Annotated in this window: 15 protein-coding genes; 13 read left to right on the top strand and 2 right to left on the bottom strand. The window is 67.3% G+C overall.

Annotated elements, in window-relative coordinates:
* Position 1: 1 nt before the first annotated feature.
* Positions 2–2,380 carry a xanthine dehydrogenase family protein molybdopterin-binding subunit gene (locus AC1DP9_RS16005; RefSeq protein ID WP_092291796.1) on the bottom strand — a complete coding sequence of 793 codons (2,379 nt, stop codon included), beginning with the start codon at positions 2,378–2,380 and terminating at the stop codon, positions 2–4.
* Between the two features lie 9 nt (positions 2,381–2,389).
* Entirely contained in the window at positions 2,390–2,884 is a 495-nt protein-coding gene (locus tag AC1DP9_RS16000; RefSeq protein WP_477107869.1) for a (2Fe-2S)-binding protein, read from the bottom strand.
* Between the two features lie 294 nt (positions 2,885–3,178).
* On the opposite strand from AC1DP9_RS16000, the gene AC1DP9_RS15995 reads away from it, so the two are divergent.
* The 13 genes from AC1DP9_RS15995 (at position 3,179) to AC1DP9_RS15935 (ending at position 18,672) form a co-directional block, all read left to right on the top strand.
* Positions 3,179–3,757 (top strand): YqaA family protein, encoded by a 579-nt coding sequence (locus tag AC1DP9_RS15995; RefSeq protein ID WP_092291800.1) that lies wholly within the window; start codon positions 3,179–3,181, stop codon positions 3,755–3,757.
* A 117-nt stretch (positions 3,758–3,874) separates the two neighbouring features.
* Positions 3,875–7,855, top strand: coding sequence for a DUF3683 domain-containing protein (locus AC1DP9_RS15990; RefSeq protein ID WP_092291802.1), 3,981 nt, complete (start codon positions 3,875–3,877; stop codon positions 7,853–7,855).
* Positions 7,856–7,882: 27 nt separating this feature from the next.
* Positions 7,883–8,317 (top strand): HIT family protein, encoded by a 435-nt coding sequence (locus AC1DP9_RS15985; protein ID WP_092291804.1) that lies wholly within the window; start codon positions 7,883–7,885, stop codon positions 8,315–8,317.
* A 142-nt stretch (positions 8,318–8,459) separates the two neighbouring features.
* Entirely contained in the window at positions 8,460–10,394 is a 1,935-nt protein-coding gene (locus AC1DP9_RS15980) for an ABC transporter ATP-binding protein/permease (RefSeq protein ID WP_477107868.1), read from the top strand.
* Between the two features lie 7 nt (positions 10,395–10,401).
* Positions 10,402–10,818: a gamma-butyrobetaine hydroxylase family protein gene (locus AC1DP9_RS15975; protein ID WP_477107867.1), complete on the top strand. Its 417-nt coding sequence runs from the start codon at positions 10,402–10,404 to the stop codon at positions 10,816–10,818.
* A 37-nt stretch (positions 10,819–10,855) separates the two neighbouring features.
* Positions 10,856–11,587: a bifunctional demethylmenaquinone methyltransferase/2-methoxy-6-polyprenyl-1,4-benzoquinol methylase UbiE gene (ubiE, locus tag AC1DP9_RS15970; RefSeq protein ID WP_477107866.1), complete on the top strand. Its 732-nt coding sequence runs from the start codon at positions 10,856–10,858 to the stop codon at positions 11,585–11,587.
* Positions 11,588–11,637: 50 nt separating this feature from the next.
* Positions 11,638–12,660 carry a Tim44 domain-containing protein gene (locus tag AC1DP9_RS15965; protein ID WP_477107865.1) on the top strand — a complete coding sequence of 341 codons (1,023 nt, stop codon included), beginning with the start codon at positions 11,638–11,640 and terminating at the stop codon, positions 12,658–12,660.
* Positions 12,661–12,768: 108 nt separating this feature from the next.
* Positions 12,769–13,434 carry a ubiquinone biosynthesis accessory factor UbiJ gene (locus AC1DP9_RS15960; RefSeq protein WP_092291815.1) on the top strand — a complete coding sequence of 222 codons (666 nt, stop codon included), beginning with the start codon at positions 12,769–12,771 and terminating at the stop codon, positions 13,432–13,434.
* Between the two features lie 82 nt (positions 13,435–13,516).
* On the top strand, positions 13,517–15,094 hold the full coding sequence (gene ubiB, locus AC1DP9_RS15955) for a ubiquinone biosynthesis regulatory protein kinase UbiB (RefSeq protein ID WP_092291817.1): 1,578 nt from the start codon (positions 13,517–13,519) through the stop codon (positions 15,092–15,094).
* 16 nt (positions 15,095–15,110) lie between these two features.
* Entirely contained in the window at positions 15,111–15,725 is a 615-nt protein-coding gene (locus AC1DP9_RS15950) for a methyltransferase domain-containing protein (protein ID WP_092291819.1), read from the top strand.
* A 182-nt stretch (positions 15,726–15,907) separates the two neighbouring features.
* Complete coding sequence (locus AC1DP9_RS15945) at positions 15,908–17,344, top strand: high affinity choline transporter 1 (protein ID WP_454756806.1); 1,437 nt, start codon at positions 15,908–15,910, stop codon at positions 17,342–17,344.
* Positions 17,345–17,587: 243 nt separating this feature from the next.
* Entirely contained in the window at positions 17,588–17,938 is a 351-nt protein-coding gene (locus tag AC1DP9_RS15940) for an FmdB family zinc ribbon protein (RefSeq protein WP_441644838.1), read from the top strand.
* Between the two features lie 17 nt (positions 17,939–17,955).
* Positions 17,956–18,672 (top strand): DUF502 domain-containing protein, encoded by a 717-nt coding sequence (locus AC1DP9_RS15935; protein ID WP_454756808.1) that lies wholly within the window; start codon positions 17,956–17,958, stop codon positions 18,670–18,672.
* Positions 18,673–18,720: the final 48 nt, after the last annotated feature.

The following is an 18,720-nucleotide window of genomic DNA, read 5'->3' as shown; positions in this document are numbered from 1 at the left end:
TTCAGGCCGATGTGGATTGTGCGGACTGGATGGCCTGCCACACGCGGTGCGGCGTGGCTGGCATCTGTACGTCGCGCACGCCGAGCGGTGCCAGCGCATCGACCAGCGCGTTGATGAACGCCGGTGGCGAGCCGATGGCGCCGGCCTCCCCGCAGCCCTTCACGCCGAGCGGGTTGTGCGTGCATGGCGTGCCCTTGGCGGTCTCCACGGTGAAGTCGGGCAGGTCGGCCGCGCGCGGCATGGCGTAGTCCATGTAGGAGCCGGTCAGCAACTGGCCGCTGTCGGGGTCGTACACGCACTGCTCCAGCATGGCCTGGCCCAGGCCCTGGCCGATGCCGCCATGCACCTGGCCTTCCACGATCATCGGATTGATGATGTTGCCGAAGTCATCCACGGCGGTGAACTTGACCACCTGCGACTCGCCGGTGTCGGGGTCCACCTCCACCTCGCAGACGTAGGCGCCGGACGGGTAGGTGAAGTTGGTCGGATCGTAGAACGCGTTCTCGTTCAGGCCCGGTTCGAGCTTGTCGAGCGGGTAGTTGTGCGGCACGTAGGCGGTCAGCGCCACCTCGCCGAAGGTCTTGGTGCGATCGGTGCCGGCCACGCGGAACACGCCGTCCTGGAACTCGATGTCGGCGTCGGATGCCTCCAGCAGGTGCGCGGCGATCTTCTTGGCTTTCGCCTCGATCTTGTCCAGCGCCTTCATGATGGCCGAGCCGCCCACCGCCAGCGAGCGCGAGCCGTAGGTGCCCATGCCGAACGGCACCCGGCCGGTATCGCCATGGACGATCTCCACCGCCTCCAGCCCGATGCCGAGCCGGTCCGCCACGATCTGCGCGAAGGTGGTCTCGTGGCCCTGCCCATGGCTGTGGGAGCCCGTGAACACGGTGACCGTGCCGGTGGGATGGACGCGGATCTCGCCCACTTCGAACAGGCCCGCCCGCGCGCCGAGTGCCCCGGCGATGTTCGATGGTGCCAGCCCGCACGCCTCGATGTAGCAGGAGTAGCCCAGCCCGCGCAGCTTGCCGCGCTGCTTGGCGGCCTCGCGCCGGGCCGGGAAGCCGGCCACGTCGGCCAGTTCCTCGGCACGCGCCAGGCAGGGCTCGTAGTCGCCCGTGTCGTAGGTCAGGCCCACCGGCGTGGCGTAGGGGAAGTCGTGGATGAAGTTCTTGCGCCGCAGCGTGGCGGGGGCGATGTTCATCTCGCGCGCGGCGGTTTCCACCAGCCGCTCGACCACGTAGGTGGCCTCCGGGCGGCCGGCGCCCCGGTAGGCATCGACGGGCGAGGTGTTGGTGAACACCGCCTTGACCTCGGCGTAGATCGCCGGCGTGGCGTACTGGCCGGCCAGCAGCGTGGCGTAGAGGATGGTCGGCACGCTGCTGGCGAAGGTGGACAGGTAGGCGCCCATGTTCGCCACCGTGTGCACGCGCATGGCCAGGAACTTGCCGTCGGCGTCGAGCGCCAGCTCGGCCTTGGTTACGTGGTCGCGGCCGTGCGCGTCAGTCAGGAAGGACTCGGACCGCTCGGCGGTCCACTTCACCGGCCGGCCGATCTTCTTCGACGCCCAGGTCAGCGCCACGTCCTCGGGATAGAGGAAGATCTTCGAGCCGAAGCCGCCGCCCACGTCCGGCGCGATGATGCGCAGGCGGGACTCCGGCAGCCCGAGCACGAAGGCGCCCATCAGCAGGCGCTCCACGTGCGGATTCTGGTTCGAGACGTAGACCGTGTAGCTGTCGTCCTGGCGCGTGTAGCTGGCGTTGACCGCGCGCGGCTCGATCGCGTTCGGGATCAGCCGGTTGTTGACGATATCGAGCGTGGTCACGTGCGCGGCCTTGCCGAAGGCGGCGTCCGTGGCGGCCTTGTCGCCATGGCCCCAGGTGTAGCAGGTGTTGGCCGGCACGTCGTCGTGGACCATCGTGGCGGCTGCGGCGGCGTCCGCCGGGCTGACCACGGCGGGCAACTCCTCGTAGTCGACATCGACCATCTCGGCGGCGTCACGCGCCTGCTGGAGCGTTTCGGCGATGACCAGCGCCACCTGGTCGCCCACGTGGCGGGCCTTGCCGTGCGCCAGCGCGGGGTGGGGTGGCTCTTTCATCGGCGTGCCGTCGATGCTGTGGATCAGCCAGCCGCAGGGCAGGCCGCCCACCTTGTCGGCGGCCATCTCCTCGCCGGTCAGCACGGCAATCACGCCGGGCGAGGCCAGGGCCTCGGTCTTGTCGATGGAGCGGATGCGCGCGTGCGCGTGCGGCGAGCGGACGAAACAGGCGTAGCTCTGGCGCGGCAGGGTCACGTCGTCGGTGTACTGGCCGTTGCCGGTCAGGAAGCGGTAGTCCTCCTTGCGGCGGACCGGCGCGCCGATCAACTTCTCGGGTGCGTTCATGGTCGGCTCCTATTCCGCACTGGCGACGGCCTGGCCGCTGCGCATGCTCGATTGGCCCTGCTGCACGGCGCGGACGATGTTCTGGTAGCCGGTGCAGCGGCACATATTGCCTTCCAGCTGCTCGCGGATGGACTGCGCATCGGCGTTGGGACGCTCGCGCAGCAGCGCGGTGGCGGCCATCACCATGCCGGGCGTGCAGAAGCCGCATTGCAGGCCGTGGCACTCGCGGAACGCTTCCTGCATCGGATGGAGTTGTCCGTCCGGCGCCAGGCCCTCGATGGTGGTGACCTTGGCGCCGTCCGCCTGGAGCGCCAGCACGTTGCACGACTTCACCGCCCGGCCGTCGAGGTGGACGGTGCAGGCGCCGCACTGGGCGGTGTCGCAACCGACGTGCGTGCCGGTGAGGCGCAGGGTTTCGCGCAGGAACTGGACCAGAAGGGTGTGGGGTTCTACCTGCGCGTCAAGGGGCTTGCCATTGACCGTCAGGCGGATCGGAATCGCCATGCTTGTCTCCAATATGGGGTGGACGCGCATGGCCTGCCGCAAGAATCCCGAACGACTGCGCGGGACGGGCCACGACGCGGTACTGCCGCTTGGTTGTTACGGCTATTTCGTGATATTGGTGCTGCCGGGCCTGGGGCCCGGCCTTGCCGGAGATGCCTGGCGTGGCGAATTCCGCGACGCGGCCGTGAACGATCGGCCAGAACCGGCTCTAACAGTTAATCACAAAACCCCCGGTGCTGCCATGCGGGTTCCCCATCATGGGGCGGCCCGGCGCACATCGATCTGCCCCGGACCATGCAAGCGTTCATCGACTGGCTGTTTGGAACCGTCGCCCTGCCCAGCGTGGGCCTGCCGGCCATCTTTGTGGTCAGCCTGGTCTCGGCCACGCTGCTGCCGCTGGGCTCGGAGCCGGCCGTGTTCGGCTATATCAAGCTGAACCCGGACATGTTCTGGCCGGCCATCCTCGTGGCCACGGTCGGGAATACGGTCGGTGGGGCCATCGACTGGTGGCTCGGCTACGCCGCCAAGCTGGCGCTGGTGCGCTACCGCCAGCGGCGCCAGCATATCCAGCACGAGCGGGAGCACGCCGAGCATCGCGGCCATCCGGTGAAGAAACACAAGCCCAAGCTGGACGCCAAATACTTCCGCTGGATGCGCCGGCTGGGCCCGCCCACGTTGCTGCTGTCCTGGCTGCCCGCTATAGGTGATCCGTTGTGCACTTTAGCGGGATGGTTGCGCCTGTCGTTCTGGCCCAGCCTCGGCTATATGGCGATCGGCAAGTTCTTCCGCTACCTTGTGATGACGGCCAGCCTGATGTGGATTCCAGACTCGTTCTGGCACGGCGTGGGGGAAGCGATTCGTCAATGGTTCTGACAGAACCGTCTCTTATGCCTTGTTGCGGTGCAGCGAAGCGGGCCGTTGCAGTACAATCGCGCTTCAATGAACGACAATCGCGCACTGTCCCCGTGCGCAGCAGGAAGCGGTCCCGCCATGAACGCCCCACTCGTGCTCGATGCCAAGCTCGCCGCACAGGACGCCCCCGCGCGCCTGCGCGAGATTCCCTATAACTACACGTCCTTCTCGGACCGCGAGATCGTTATCCGCCTGCTGGGCGAGGAAGCCTGGCGCATTCTGGATGAACTGCGTGGTGAGCGCCGCACTGGCCGCTCCGCGCGAATGCTGTACGAAGTGCTCGGCGACATCTGGGTCGTACGGCGCAACCCGTACCTCCAGGACGACCTGCTCGAGAACCCCAAGCGCCGCCAGATGCTGGTCAGCGCGCTGCATCACCGCCTGAGCGAGATCGAGAAGCGCCGCGCCGCCGACCGTGCCGAGCACGCCGAGCCGGCCGCCGAGGATCGCTCGCACCGGGTGGAGCAGCTGGTGGCCTTCGCCAAGCAGGCCATCGAGTCGTTCAAGCAGGAATTCGCCGACGCCTACGACCTGCGCAAGCGCGCGCAGCGCGTGCTGGGCAAGGTCACGCAGAAAGACAACATCAAGTTCGACGGGCTGTCGCGCGTCTCGCACGTGACCGACGCCACCGACTGGCGCGTGGAATACCCGTTCGTCGTGCTGACTCCGGACAGCGAGGAAGAGATCGCCGGCCTGGTGAAGGGCTGCTTCGAACTCGGCCTGACCATCATCCCGCGTGGGGGCGGCACCGGCTACACCGGCGGCGCCGTGCCGCTGACGCCGTTCTCGGCCGTCATCAACACCGAGAAGCTCGAGGAGCTGGGCCTGGTCGAGCAGACCGACCTGCCCGGCGTGGACCACAAGGTGGCGACGATCTTCTCCGGCGCCGGCGTGGTCACGCGCCGCGTGGCGGACGCGGCCGACAAGGCCGGCCTCGTCTTCGCGGTGGACCCGACCTCGATCGATGCCTCGTGCATCGGCGGCAATGTGGCGATGAACGCCGGCGGCAAGAAGGCCGTGCTGTGGGGCACCGCGCTCGACAACCTGGCCTGGTGGCGCATGGTCGATCCCGAGGGCAACTGGCTCGAGATCACGCGCCTGGACCACAACCTCGGCAAGATTCACGACGTGCCCGTGGCCACCTTCGAACTGAAGTGGTCGGACGGCAACCGCGCGCCGGGCGACAAGGTGCTGCGCACCGAGACGCTGGCCATCGAGGGCCGCAAGTTCCGCAAGGAAGGGCTGGGCAAGGACGTCACGGACAAGTTCCTGGCCGGCCTGCCCGGCGTGCAGAAGGAAGGCTGCGACGGCATCATCACCAGCGCGCGCTGGATCCTGCACCGCATGCCCAAGCACGTGCGCACGGTCTGCCTGGAGTTCTTCGGCCAGCCGCGCGACGCGATTCCGAGCATCGTCGAGATCAAGGATTACCTGGACGGCGAGTCCAAGCGCGAAGGCGGCGCCATCCTGGCCGGCCTGGAGCACCTGGACGAGCGCTACCTGCGCGCCGTGGGCTACGCCACCAAGAGCCGCCGCAACGCCTTCCCGAAGATGGTGCTGATCGGTGACATCGTCGGCGACGACGAGGACGCCGTGGCGCGCGCCACCTCGGAAGTGATCCGCATGGCCAACGGCAAGAGCGGCGAAGGCTTCGTCGCGGTGAGCCCGGAGGCCCGCAAGAAGTTCTGGCTCGACCGCTCGCGCACGGCCGCCATCGCCCGCCACACCAACGCCTTCAAGATCAACGAGGACGTGGTGATTCCGCTGCCGCGGATGGGCGAGTACACCGACGGCATCGAGCGCATCAACATCGAACTGTCGATCAAGAACAAGCTCAAGCTGGCCGACGAGCTGGAAGCGTTCTTCGCGCGCGGCAACCTGCCACTGGGCCGCAGCGACGACGCCAACGAGATTCCGAGTGCCGAACTGCTGGAAGACCGGGTTGCACACGCGCTGACGCTGCTGCGCGAGGTGCGCGCGCGCTGGCGCTACCTGCAGGACCACCTGGACGTGCCGCTGGCCACCGCGCGTGCCGCGCTGATCGGTCACGGCCTGGGCCTGCTCGGCCCGGCGTTCGAGGAGCGCCTGCACCAGCAGCCGGACGCGAACGTGTTCCACCTGCTGCAGGACCGCACCATCCGCGTGAGCTGGAAGAGCGAGGTCCGCGCCGAGCTGCGCAAGATCTTCAACGGCGGCGAATTCAAGCCGATCCTGGACGAGGCGCAGAAGATCCACAAGCAGGTCCTGCGCGGCCGCGTGTTCGTGGCGCTGCACATGCACGCCGGCGACGGCAACGTCCACACCAACCTCCCGGTGAACTCGGACGACTACGCCATGCTGCAGGACGCCCACCGCGCGGTGGCCCGCATCATGGCGCTGGCGCGCTCGCTGGATGGCGTGATCTCGGGCGAGCACGGCATCGGCATCACCAAGCTGGAGTTCCTGACCGAGGACGAGATCGGCGAGTTCCGCGCCTACAAGCAGCGCGTGGACCCGCAGGGCCGCTTCAACAAGGGCAAGCTGCTGCCGGGCGCCGACCTGCGCAACGCGTACACGCCGTCGTTCGGCCTGATGGGGCACGAGTCCATCATCATGCAGCAGAGCGACATCGGCGCGATTGCCGAAAGCGTGAAGGACTGCCTGCGCTGCGGCAAGTGCAAGCCGGTGTGCGCCACCCACGTGCCGCGCGCCAACCTGCTGTACAGCCCGCGCAACAAGATCCTGGCGACCTCGCTGCTGATCGAAGCCTTCCTGTACGAGGAACAGACGCGCCGGGGCGTGTCCATCAAGCACTGGGACGAGTTCTCGGACGTGGCCGACCACTGCACGGTCTGCCACAAGTGCGTGACGCCGTGCCCGGTGAAGATCGACTTCGGCGATGTGTCGATGAACATGCGCAACCTGCTGCGCAAGATGGGCCAGAAGAAGTTCAACCCGGGTACCGCGGCGTCGATGTTCTTCCTGAACGCGACCAACCCGCAGACCATCAACCTGACCCGCTCGGCAATGATCGGGCTCGGCTACAAGGCCCAGCGGCTCGGCAACGAGGTGCTGAAGAAGTTCGCCCGCAAGCAGACCCAGCACCCGCCGGCCACGGTCGGCAAGCCGCCGGTGCAGCAGCAGGTGATACACTTCATCAACAAGAAGATGCCGGGCAACCTGCCCAAGAAGACGGCCCGCGCGCTGCTGGACATCGAGGACAACGAGATCGTGCCGATCATCCGCGACCCGAAGCTGACCACGGCCGAGAGCGAGGCGGTGTTCTACTTCCCGGGCTGCGGCTCGGAACGGCTGTTCTCGCAGGTGGGGCTGGCCACGCAGGCCATGCTGTGGCACGTGGGCGTGCAGACCGTGCTGCCGCCGGGCTACCTGTGCTGCGGCTATCCGCAGCGCGGCAACGGCCAGTACGACAAGGCCGAGAAGATGGTCAGCGACAACCGCGTGCTGTTCCACCGCGTGGCCAACACGCTGAACTACCTCGACATCAAGACCGTGGTGGTGAGCTGCGGCACGTGCTACGACCAGCTCGCCGGGTATGAATTCGACAAGATCTTCCCGGGGTGCCGCATCATCGACATCCACGAGTACCTGCTCGAGAAGGGCGTGAAGCTGGAGGGCGTGACCGGTACGCGCTACATGTACCACGACCCCTGCCACACCCCGATCAAGACGATGGACCCGACCAAGCTGGTCAATGACCTGATGGGCGGGAACGGCGGCAGCGGTGCGGGCAAGATCGAGAAGAACGAGCGTTGTTGTGGCGAATCCGGCACTTTGGCCGTGACGCGCCCGGACATCTCCACGCAGGTCCGCTTCCGCAAGGAAGAGGAAATGCGCAAGGGCGCCGACAAGCTGCGCACGGACGGCTTCACCGGCGACGTGAAGATCCTGACCAGTTGCCCGTCGTGCCTGCAGGGGCTGTCGCGCTACAACGAGGACGCCTCGGTGACGGCCGACTACATCGTGATCGAGATGGCCAAGCACCTGCTGGGCGAGAACTGGCTGCCCGAGTACGTGGCCCGCGCCAATGCCGGCGGCATCGAGCGCGTGCTGGTGTAAAGCAGCCAGCGGACTCCGGCGGACACCATGACGCGACTCCCCAACTGCCCCCTGTGCGAAGCCGATGGCGGCGAACTGGTCTGGATGGGGGATCGCGCGCGCGTGATCCTCGTCGAGCATGACCGGCATCCCGGCTTCTGCCGCATCGTCTGGAACGACCACGCCGCCGAGCTGACCGATCTGGACGATGCCGACCAGGCCTGGCTGATGCGGCTGGTGGCCCGGGTGGAGCGCACCGTGCGCGAGGTGATGACGCCGGACAAGGTCAACCTGGCCGCGTTCGGCAACATGGTGCCGCACCTGCACTGGCATATCATTCCGCGCTACCGCTGGGACACGCATTTCCCGGAGGCGATCTGGGCGGCGCCCCAGCGCGCGGCGGAGCCGGCGCGCATCGGCGAGTTGGCCCTGCGGCTGCCGACGCTGCGCACCGCGCTGGCCGTGATGCCGTCCGCTGACTGATTGCCTGACTGCGATAACAACCGAGCATGGCTGACTGACCGGAGGGCGGCACGGAACCCGCCACGGGGCGGCGACGTCTGACCTCCGTCGAACAACAACACGCCCGCTGGCCGGAACGGCGGCGGGCCACACCTGCGCCACCATGTCCTCCACTCCGTCGTCCGTCACCGTGCCCGGCCCGGCCGTCCCGGCCGAGGCTCTCAAGATCCAGAGCCGGCTGCGCCTGGCGGCCACCTGGGACCTGATCAAGCCATACTGGAAATCCGAAGACCGCAAGACGGGGCTGGGGCTGCTGCTCCTGGTCGTCGCGCTCAATCTCGGCATCGTCTATATCAACGTGCTGCTGACCGAGTGGAACCGGGTGTTCTACAACGCCCTGGAACAGCGCGACTTCGTCTCGTTCAAGGAACTGCTGCTGCGATTCTCGTGGATCGCGGCCTGTTTCATCGTGCTGGCGATCTCGCGCCAGTACTACCAGATGATGTTGCAGATGCGCTGGCGGACGTGGATGACCGGCGTCTTCATGCAGCGCTGGCTCGGCCATCAGGCGTACTACCGCATCGAACAGACCCATTCGACCGACAACCCCGACCAGCGTCTGGCCGACGACCTGCGCCAGTTCACCGACGGAGCGCTGACGCTCTCCATGGGGCTGCTGAACTCGGTGGTCACGCTGGTGTCGTTCATCGGCATTCTCTGGGTGGTGTCGGGGCCGATCAGCTTCGTGCTGGGCGGCACCGAACTGACGATTCCCGGCTACATGGTCTGGTTCGCCGCCGGCTACGCGGTGATCGGCTCGCTGATTGCCCACTTCGTGGGCCGGCCGCTGATCGGCCTGTCCTTCCAGCAGGAGCAGTACGAAGCTAACTTCCGTTTCATGCTGGTGCGCCTGCGCGAGAATAGCGAGCCGGTGGCGCTGTACCGCGGCGAACCGACCGAGCAGGCCGGCCTGCGGGCCCGCTTCGAACGGATCCGGGCGAACTGGAACCAGCTGATGCGCTACACGCGGCGGCTGACCTTCGTGAACTCGGGCTACGGCCAGTTCGCGATCATCTTCCCGCTGCTGGTGGCCGCGCCGCGCTATTTCTCCGGCAAGCTCACGCTGGGCGGGCTGATGCAGATCAATTCCGCCTTCGGGCAGGTGCAGGGCGCGCTGTCCTGGTTCGTGGACAGCTACGCCACGCTGGTCGGCTGGAAGGCCGCCGCCAACCGTCTGATCGACTTCCAGGACGCCATCCGCGTGGCCGAGCGCCAGGACCTGACGCACGAGGGCCCGGGCGACATCGAGGTGGTGGTGGCGGAGGGCCAGGACGGCATCGACCTGACCGGCCTCGCGCTGGCGCTGCCGGTACGCGGCGGCAAGAGCCCGGACGAGGAGGGCGTGGATCCGCAACATCCGGCCCACCCGCGCCAGCGGCCGCTGGTGGCGCCGTTCTCGCTGTCCATCGGGCAGGGCGAGCGGTGGCTGGTCAGCGGGCCGTCCGGCTGCGGCAAGAGCGTGCTGTTCCGCGCGCTGGCCGGGATCTGGCCTTACGGCCACGGCCGCATCGCGGTGCCGGGCAAGCGCATGCTGTTCCTGCCGCAGCGCAGCTACCTGCCGATCGGCACGCTGGCCGATGCGCTGGCCTACCCGGACGCCGGCACGGCGCACTCGTGCGAGACGCTGCAACAGGTGCTGCGCCAGGCCCGGCTGGCCATGCTGGCGAACCAGCTCGATGTGTTCGACAACTGGTCGCTGCGCCTGTCGCCGGGCGAGCAGCAACGGCTGGCCTTCGCCCGCGCGCTGCTCCAGAAGCCCGATTTCCTGTTCCTGGACGAGGCCACGGCGGCGCTCGACGAGGAAACCGAGGCTGCCATGTACCAGCTGATGGTCGATAGCCTGCCGGACGCCACCATCGTCAGCATCGCCCACCGCAGCACCGTGGCCGCCTTCCATGACCGGCGGCTGCGCTACCTCCCCGTGGCGCCGACCGGCGCGCGCGACGAAAGCGGTGCCGGACCCCAGGATGGGCAAGGCATGGGGGGTGGAGTAAGCTATCGGGTCGTACAAGACACATCGGACGCGCTCCCCGCGTGACCCTACTATGGCTGGCCTAGAGAAAGACACCCCCCATCCCACCGCGCTGACCGTGCATACGCAGTCGCGCGTGCTGGAAATCGGCTTCGACAATGGCCGCGCGTGGCGCCTGCCGTTCGAGCTGCTGCGCGTCTATTCGCCGTCCGCCGAGGTCCAGGGCCATGGCCCGGGCCAGGAAACGCTCCAGACCGGCAAGCGCGAGGTGGGCATCGCGGCGGTGGAGCCCGTGGGCAACTACGCGATCCTGATCCGCTTCGACGACGGCCACGACACCGGCATCTACTCGTGGGAGCTGCTGTATCGCCTGGGCGACCAGCAGGAAGCGCTGTGGAACGACTACCTGAAGCGGCTCGAAGCCGCCGGCGTCGACYGCGATGCGCCGATGGTGGCCGGCGGCGGCCATGCCTGCGGCCACCACCACTGATCCCCGTCTATATATATCCGCACCTGGAGTACCAGACATGAGCGAGACCCACTTCGGGTTCGAGAAAGTCGACGAAACGGATAAGGCCGGCAAGGTAGCTGGCGTGTTCCATTCGGTCGCGAGCAAGTACGACGTGATGAACGACCTGATGTCCGGCGGCATGCACCGGCTCTGGAAGATGTTCACCATCGCCCAGGCCAATGTGCGCCCGGGCCAGAAGGTGCTCGACATCGCCGGCGGCACGGGCGACCTGGCCAAGGCTTTCGCGAAGCGGGCCGGCCCGACCGGCGAGGTCTGGCTGACAGACATCAACGAATCCATGCTGCGCGTGGGCCGCGACCGCCTGCTCGACAAGGGCGTGGTGACCCCGGTGGCGCTGTGCGACGCCGAGCGGATTCCCTTTCCGGACAACTACTTCGACCTCGTCACGGTGGCGTTCGGGCTGCGTAACATGACCCACAAGGACCGCGCGCTGGCCGAGATGCGCCGCGTGGTGAAGCCGGGCGGCAAGGTCATGGTCCTGGAATTCTCCAAAGTCTGGAAGCCGCTGGAAAAGGCCTACGATGTTTACTCGTTCAAGGTATTGCCGTGGCTGGGCGAGCGGGTGGCTGGGGATGCCCCGAGCTATCGCTATCTCGCAGAATCGATCAGAATGCATCCAGACCAGGGTTCACTTGTACGCTTGATGGAACATGCGGGGCTCGAGAAGGTCGAATACTTCAATCTGACGGGCGGAGTGGTGGCGCTCCACGTCGGGCGTAAGTACTAATTCGCCATGTTCGGCCTTGGATGGCCGAAACTGACAGGGGATCGCAGAAAATGTCTTCTTTTCGTGGAAAATTCCTCGCCGCGTCGCTGATCGCGACGCTGGCGCTGGGGGTCGCGCTGGACGCCAATGCCAAGCGGCTGGGCGGCTCGCGCAGTGTTGGCAAGCAGTCGTCCTCCGTGACGCAGCAACGCCAGCAGGCGCCGGCCCAGCAATCGCCGACGCAGCAACCGGCCCAACAGCCCAACCAGGCGGCACCGGCCACGGCTGGCGCGGCCGGCGGTGCGGCGGCGGCTGCACCCAAGCGTAACTGGGGCGGTATGCTCGGCGGCCTGGCGGCTGGTCTGGGTCTTGGCTACCTGCTCTCGCACTTCGGTCTGGGCGGTGCGGCTGCCAGCTTCCTGTCGAATCTGATCCTGATCGGCGGTATCGCGCTGCTGGCCTTCTGGCTGATCCGCAAGTTCCGTGGCGGTGGCGCTGCGCGCCGCCAGCAACCGGCCTACGCCGGCATGGGCAATCAGGGCAACCAGGGTGGTTTCGGTGGCAACGACCTGTCGCGCACTGCCGAGCCGACCTTCCGTCAGGCCGAGCAGCCGGCCCAACCCGCGCAACCTGCCGCCTACGGCGGCGCGGCGGCCAACCCAGTAATGGGTGGCGCTGCTGCCGGTGCCGTGGCTGCTGCAGCGCAGCAACCGTGGGGCGTGCCGGCCGACTTCGACACCGAAGCCTTCCTGCGCAATGCCAAGGTTCACTACGTGCGCCTGCAGGCCGCGTGGGACGCCGGCAATCTCGACGACATCCGAGAGTTCACCACGCCGGAAATGTTCGCCGAGATCAAGATGGATCTGGCCGAGCGCGGCGCCGAGGTCAACAAGACCGACGTCGTGACGCTGGATGCCCAACTGCTGGGCATCGAGGACACCCCGACGCAGCACGTTGCCAGCGTGCGTTACGCCGGCATGATGCGCGAGCGCGCGGGCGAGCCGGCCCAGCCGTTCGCCGAGGTCTGGAACCTGGCCAAGGCCACCGCCGGCAACGGTGGCTGGCTGCTGGCCGGCATTCAGCAGGAGTCCTGAGCGTAATCTCCCCGCCGCTTCCACGGATGCGGCGGGCGAGTAGCTTAGAATGGAGGCCCACGCGTGCGTGGGCCTTTTTTGTTGCCCGACTACCGCAAACCGCTCGCCATGAACGCCTTGCCTTCCCCGCTGGCCGCGCCGATCGTTGCCGCGCTCAATCACCTGATCGAACAGGAGCCGTGGGCCTGCGCGCTGCTGTCGCCCTTTGCCGGCCGCGTGATCCGCTTCGATGCCGCCGCCTTCGCGCTGGCGCTGAAGGTGACCGAACACGGCTGCATCGAGCAGGCCACGGTGGCCGAGGCGCCGGCCGTGACCTTGCTGGTGCCGTTGCAGCAATGGCCGCTGGTGGTGGCCGACGTGGCCGAGGGCGGGCAGGCCGCCGCGATGCGCCATGTGCGGATCGAAGGCGACGCGGAACTGGCCAACGCCGTGTCCACGCTGGCCCGCAGCCTGCGCTGGGACGCCGCCGAAGACCTGTCGCGCGCGCTGCGCGGCGTGATGGGCGGCCCGGTCAGTGACAGCGTGGCGCAGCGCGTGGTCGATGGTGCGCGCCAGGTTCACGATAACGCCACCCGCGTGGGCCGCGCCCTGCTCGACAATGTGACGGAATACCTACTCGACGAACAACCGACCCTCGTGCGCCACGCGGCGCTGGACGGCTTTGCCGATGACGTGGCGCGGCTGCGCGACGACCTCGAACGGCTGGAAAAGCGGCTGGAACGGCTGGAACGCCAGCCAGCCGCGCCGGGCAAGCTGCCGTCCGCCCACCGTTGATGGCCCGGCCGTCGTCCTCCCTCCCTTTTGCCTGCGCCGCCGCCTGCGCGCGCGGCGTGCCTCCGCACCGTAAAGAATCCGCATGACCCGCCTTCTGCGTCTCTGCAAGATCGTCTTTGTCATCCTGTATTACGGGCTCGATGAACTCGTGCTGTCCGGCTTCAAGAGCCGGCGCATCAAGCTGCTGGTGAAGGTCATCACCATCGGCCGCAAGCTCGAGCAGCCGCGCGGCGTGCGCCTGCGGATGGCGCTGACCACGCTCGGGCCGATCTTCGTCAAGTTCGGCCAGGTGTTGTCCACCCGCCGCGACCTGATGCCGCCCGACATCGCCGACGAACTGGCGATGCTCCAGGACCAGGTGCCGCCGTTCGACCCGGTGTTGGCCGTCAAGATCATCGAGAAGTCGCTCGGCCGGCCGCTTTCGGACTTGTTCGAGAATTTCGAGCACACGCCGGTGGCCAGCGCGTCCATCGCGCAGGTGCACTTCGCCACGCTGCGCGGCGGCCCGAACCATGGGCGCGAGGTGGCGGTGAAGGTGCTGCGGCCCGGCATGCTGCCCGTGATCGACAGCGACCTGGCCCTGATGCGCGATATGGCGACCTGGCTCGAGCGCGTCTGGGTGGATGGCCGCCGGCTCAAGCCGCGCGAGGTGGTGGCCGAGTTCGACAAGTACCTGCACGACGAACTCGACCTGATGATCGAGGCCGCCAACGCCAGCCAGTTGCGCCGCAACTTCATCGAGAGCGGGCTGCTGCTGGTGCCGGAAGTGTTCTGGGACTGGTGCACCAGCAACGTGTTCGTGATGGAGCGGATGCACGGCATCCCGATTTCGCGCATGGAGTCGCTGAAGGCGGCTGGCGTGGACATGCACCAGCTGGCCGAGGAGGGCGTGGAGATCTTCTTCACGCAGGTGTTCCGCGACGGCTTCTTCCACGCTGACATGCACCCCGGCAACATCCTCGTCTCGGTGCAGCCGGAGACGTTCGGGCGCTATATCGCGCTGGACTTCGGCATCGTCGGCGCGCTGTCCGAGTTCGACAAGAACTACCTCGCGCAGAACTTCATCGCATTTTTCCGACGCGACTACCACCGTGTGGCGCTGCTGCACGTGGAATCGGGCTGGGTGCCGGCCGAGACGCGGGTGGAGGAGCTGGAGTCCGCCGTGCGCGCCTGCTGCGAGCCGTACTTCGACAAACCGCTGCGCGAGATCTCGCTCGGCATGGTGCTGATGCGGCTGTTCCAGACCTCGCGGCGGTTCAACGTCGAGATCCAGCCGCAGCTGGTGCTGCTGCAGAAGACGCTGCTCAATATCGAGGGGCTGGGCCGGCAGCTCGACCCGGAACTCGACCTCTGGAAGACCGCCAAGCCGTTCCTCGAAAAGTGGATGTACGAGCAGGTGGGCTGGCAGGGCGCCTGGGAGCGGGTAAAGGTGGAGGCGCCGCAGTGGGCCAAGATGCTGCCTGACTTCCCGCGCCTGGCGCACCAGTTCCTGGAACGCCGCGCGCTGCAGAACAATGGCGAGCAGGAGCGGTTGCTGGCGCAGCTCGTGGTGGAGCAGCGGCGCACCAACCGTCGGCTGTCCACGGCGCTGATGCTGATCGGCGGCTTCCTGGCCGGCATCGTGCTGGTGCAGGCGCTGGCCTGGGCGGGCTACTGGTAAGCCTCGGACGCACGCCATGCCGAATCCCCCGAAACGCGAATTCGAGAGCCGCAACGCCGCCGACGCGGCGTTCTGGGACGAGCGCTTTGCGCGGCAATTCACGCCTTGGGACGCTCAGGGCGTGCCGGCCGAGTTCGAGGCGTTCGCTGCCGGATTGACGCCGTGCCCGACCCTGGTGCCGGGCTGTGGCAACGGCTGGGAGGCCGGCTGGCTCCACGCGCGCGGCTGGCCGGTGACGGCGATCGACTTCTCCGCCGAGGCGGTGGCGTCGGCGCGGCGGGCGCTCGGCGCCGCCGCCGTGGTGGTGCGGGAGGCCGATTTCTTCGCCTTCACGCCCGAGCCGCCCTGCCAGCTGATCTACGAGCGCGCCTTCCTGTGCGCGCTGCCGCCGGCGCTGCGCCAGCCCTATGCCGACCGCGTGGCGGCACTGCTGCCACCGGGCGGATTGCTGGCCGGCTACTTCTATATAGGTGAGACGCGCGGCGGGCCCCCGTTCACCATGCCCCGCACCGAGCTGGACGGGCTGCTGGCGCCGGCCTTCGATCTGGTGGAGGACCGTCCGTCCGCCGCGCCGCTGCCGGTCTTCGCGGCCGGCCAGGAGCGCTGGCAGGTCTGGCGCCGGCGCGCCTGAAGCGAACCTGATCCGATCCAGATTCGACCCCGAGCCGTTTCCAAGTCGTCCATGCGGCGCTTCCCGCACCGGCGTGGGGAATTCGCCGCGCCCGGGGATTTTTTTTCGACCCGTCGGGTCTGCATCGCTATAATCCGCCGGCATTTCTCCGCAACTTCGGAAATCTGGGATAGGGCAGCGGCATGCTGATCTGGTTCGTCATCGTCTATTGGGTTATCTCGGTCGGCATTGGGCTGTGGGCGGCGCTGCGCGTCAAGGGCACCGCCGACTTCGCCGTGGCCGGCCGCAGCCTGCCGTTCTACATCGTCACCGCCACGGTGTTCGCCACCTGGTTCGGCTCCGAAACCGTGCTCGGCATCCCGGCCGTGTTCCTCAAGGAGGGGCTCTCCGGCGTGGTGTCCGACCCGTTCGGCTCCTCGCTCTGCCTGATCCTGGTGGGCCTGTTCTTCGCCCGGCCGCTGTACCGGATGAACCTGCTGACCATCGGCGACTACTATCACAACCGCTACGGGCGCGTGGCCGAAGTGCTGACCACGCTATGTATCGTGGCGTCCTACCTCGGCTGGGTGGCGGCGCAGATCAAGGCGCTGGGGCTGGTGTTCTATACGGTGTCCGACGGCGCGCTGTCGCAGGACGCCGGCATGATGATCGGCGCGGCCAGCGTGCTGGTCTACACGCTGTTCGGCGGCATGTGGTCGGTGGCGGTGACCGATTTCATCCAGATGATCATCATCGTGATCGGCATGCTCTATATCGGCTACGAGGTCAGCGGGCAGGCCGGCGGCGTGGCGGCGGTGGTGTCGCACGCGGCGGCGGCCGGGAAGTTCGAGTTCTGGCCGTCGCTGGACCTGATCCAGATCATTGGCTTCGCGGCGGCGCTATTCACGATGATGCTGGGCTCGATTCCGCAGCAGGACGTGTTCCAGCGCGTGACCTCGTCGCGTACGGAGAAGATTGCCGGGCGCGCCTCGGTGCTGGGCGGCGTGCTGTACTTCTTCTTCGCCTTCATCCCGATGTTCCTGGCCTATTCGGCCACGATGATCGATCCCGGCATGGTCGAGAAGTACATCAACTCGGATTCGCAGCTGATCCTGCCGCAACTGATCCTGACCCATGCGCCGATGTTCGCGCAGGTGATGTTCTTCGGCGCGCTGCTGTCGGCCATCAAGAGCTGCGCGTCGGCCACGCTGCTGGCGCCGTCCGTGACGTTCGCGGAGAACATCATGCGGCCGTACTTCCGCCATCTGACCGACAAGCAGTTCCTGCGCGTGATGCAGGCCGTGGTGTTGGTCTTCACGACGCTGGTGACGCTGTTCGCGCTGAATTCGCACCTGTCGATCTTCCACATGGTGGAAAACGCGTACAAGGTGACGCTGGTGTCGTCCTTCGTGCCGCTGGCGTTCGGGCTGTTCTGGAAGCCGGCCACGCGACAGGGCGGGCTGGCCGCCATCCTGATGGGGCTGGCATCCTGGCTGACCTGCGAGGTGGCCTTCGCCGACGCCGCCGTGCCGCCGCAGATGGTGGGGCTGATGTTCTCGATCAGCGGCATGGTGTTCGGCTCGCTGCTGCCGCAATGGATCAGCGAGCGACCGGGCGTCAAGGAAGTGCATATTGCGTAACTTCCAAGCCTGAAACCGGGTCCGGCACCCCGGCGGCGCCGGTAAAACGGGCCCCAGGCGCCTCATAGGCGACCTGAGGCGCCCGGAATGGCCTCTTTTCCCGGCGGTGGACGGGCCGCCGACAGTTTATAATCCGAGGCTTTGCATCGCCGTGCGGGTGTTTTTCCGCGAATTGCCATTGCAAATGGCCTCCGGCGCTGCCACCTGTTGTTCCCAATCCAGATTTCCGCGAAAAGAACCATCATGCCGATCTATGCCTACCGTTGCGACGCCTGCGGCCACGGGCGCGATGTGCTGCAGAAAATGAGCGATGCCCCGCTCACGGACTGCCCATCCTGCGGCGCTGCCGGGTCCTTCAAGAAACAACTGACCGCCGCCGGCTTCCAGCTCAAGGGCTCGGGCTGGTACGTCACGGACTTCCGTGGCGGCAACAGCGGCAACAAGGGCGCCAGCGCGCCAGCGGCTACGGGCGGCGCGGCGGCATCGGCCCCGGCGGCCTCGGGCGGTGACTCGTCTGGTTCGTCGGCTTCGTCGTCGTCCACGTCCACGTCTTCGACGCCTTCCGCCCCGGCGGGCGGCAGCGCCAGCGCCTGACCCTCATGGCCAAAACCGTGGTTGCCAAGAAAACCTCCGCCCTCAAGACCTGGTTCCTGACCGGGCTGCTCGTGCTGGTGCCGCTCGGCATCACGCTGTGGGTGCTCAATTTGATCATCGGCACGATGGACCAGAGCATGGCCCTGCTGCCGGTGGCGTGGCAGCCCGAGAACCTGTTCGGGCGCCGCATTCCAGGTCTTGGCGCCATCCTGACGCTGCTGTTCATCCTGCTGGTGGGCGTGCTCGCGCACAACTTCATCGGCCAACGGCTGGTGCGCTGGTGGGAAATGCTGCTCGGCCGCATTCCCGTGGTGGGCCCCATCTACACCAGCGTGAAGCAGGTCTCGGACACGCTGCTGTCGTCGTCCGGCAACGCGTTCCGCAAGGCGCTGCTGGTGCAGTATCCGCGCGAGGGGTCGTGGACCATCGCGTTTCTGACCGGCCGGCCCGGCGGAGACGTGCAGAATCACCTCCAGGGCGAATACGTCAGCGTCTACGTGCCGACCACGCCGAATCCGACCTCGGGCTTCTTCCTGATGATGCCCAAGGCCGACACCATCGAACTCGACATGACCGTCGACGCCGCGCTCAAGTACATCGTCTCGATGGGCGTCGTGGCGCCGACGGAGCTGCCCCGCAAGTCCGGCACGCCGGGCCGTCCGGCGGATGCGGCCGAGGCCGCGGACACCGCTGAAGAGGCGGTTGCGGTCGCCGACTCGAACCCTACTCATTGAATTGCGCGCGGGCCGCCTCGCGGCCGCGCATTACCGGGAATTTCTCCT

The organism is Cupriavidus sp. 01L43 (genome assembly GCF_056399925.1).
This window is presented reverse-complemented; position numbering and strand designations above follow the sequence as displayed.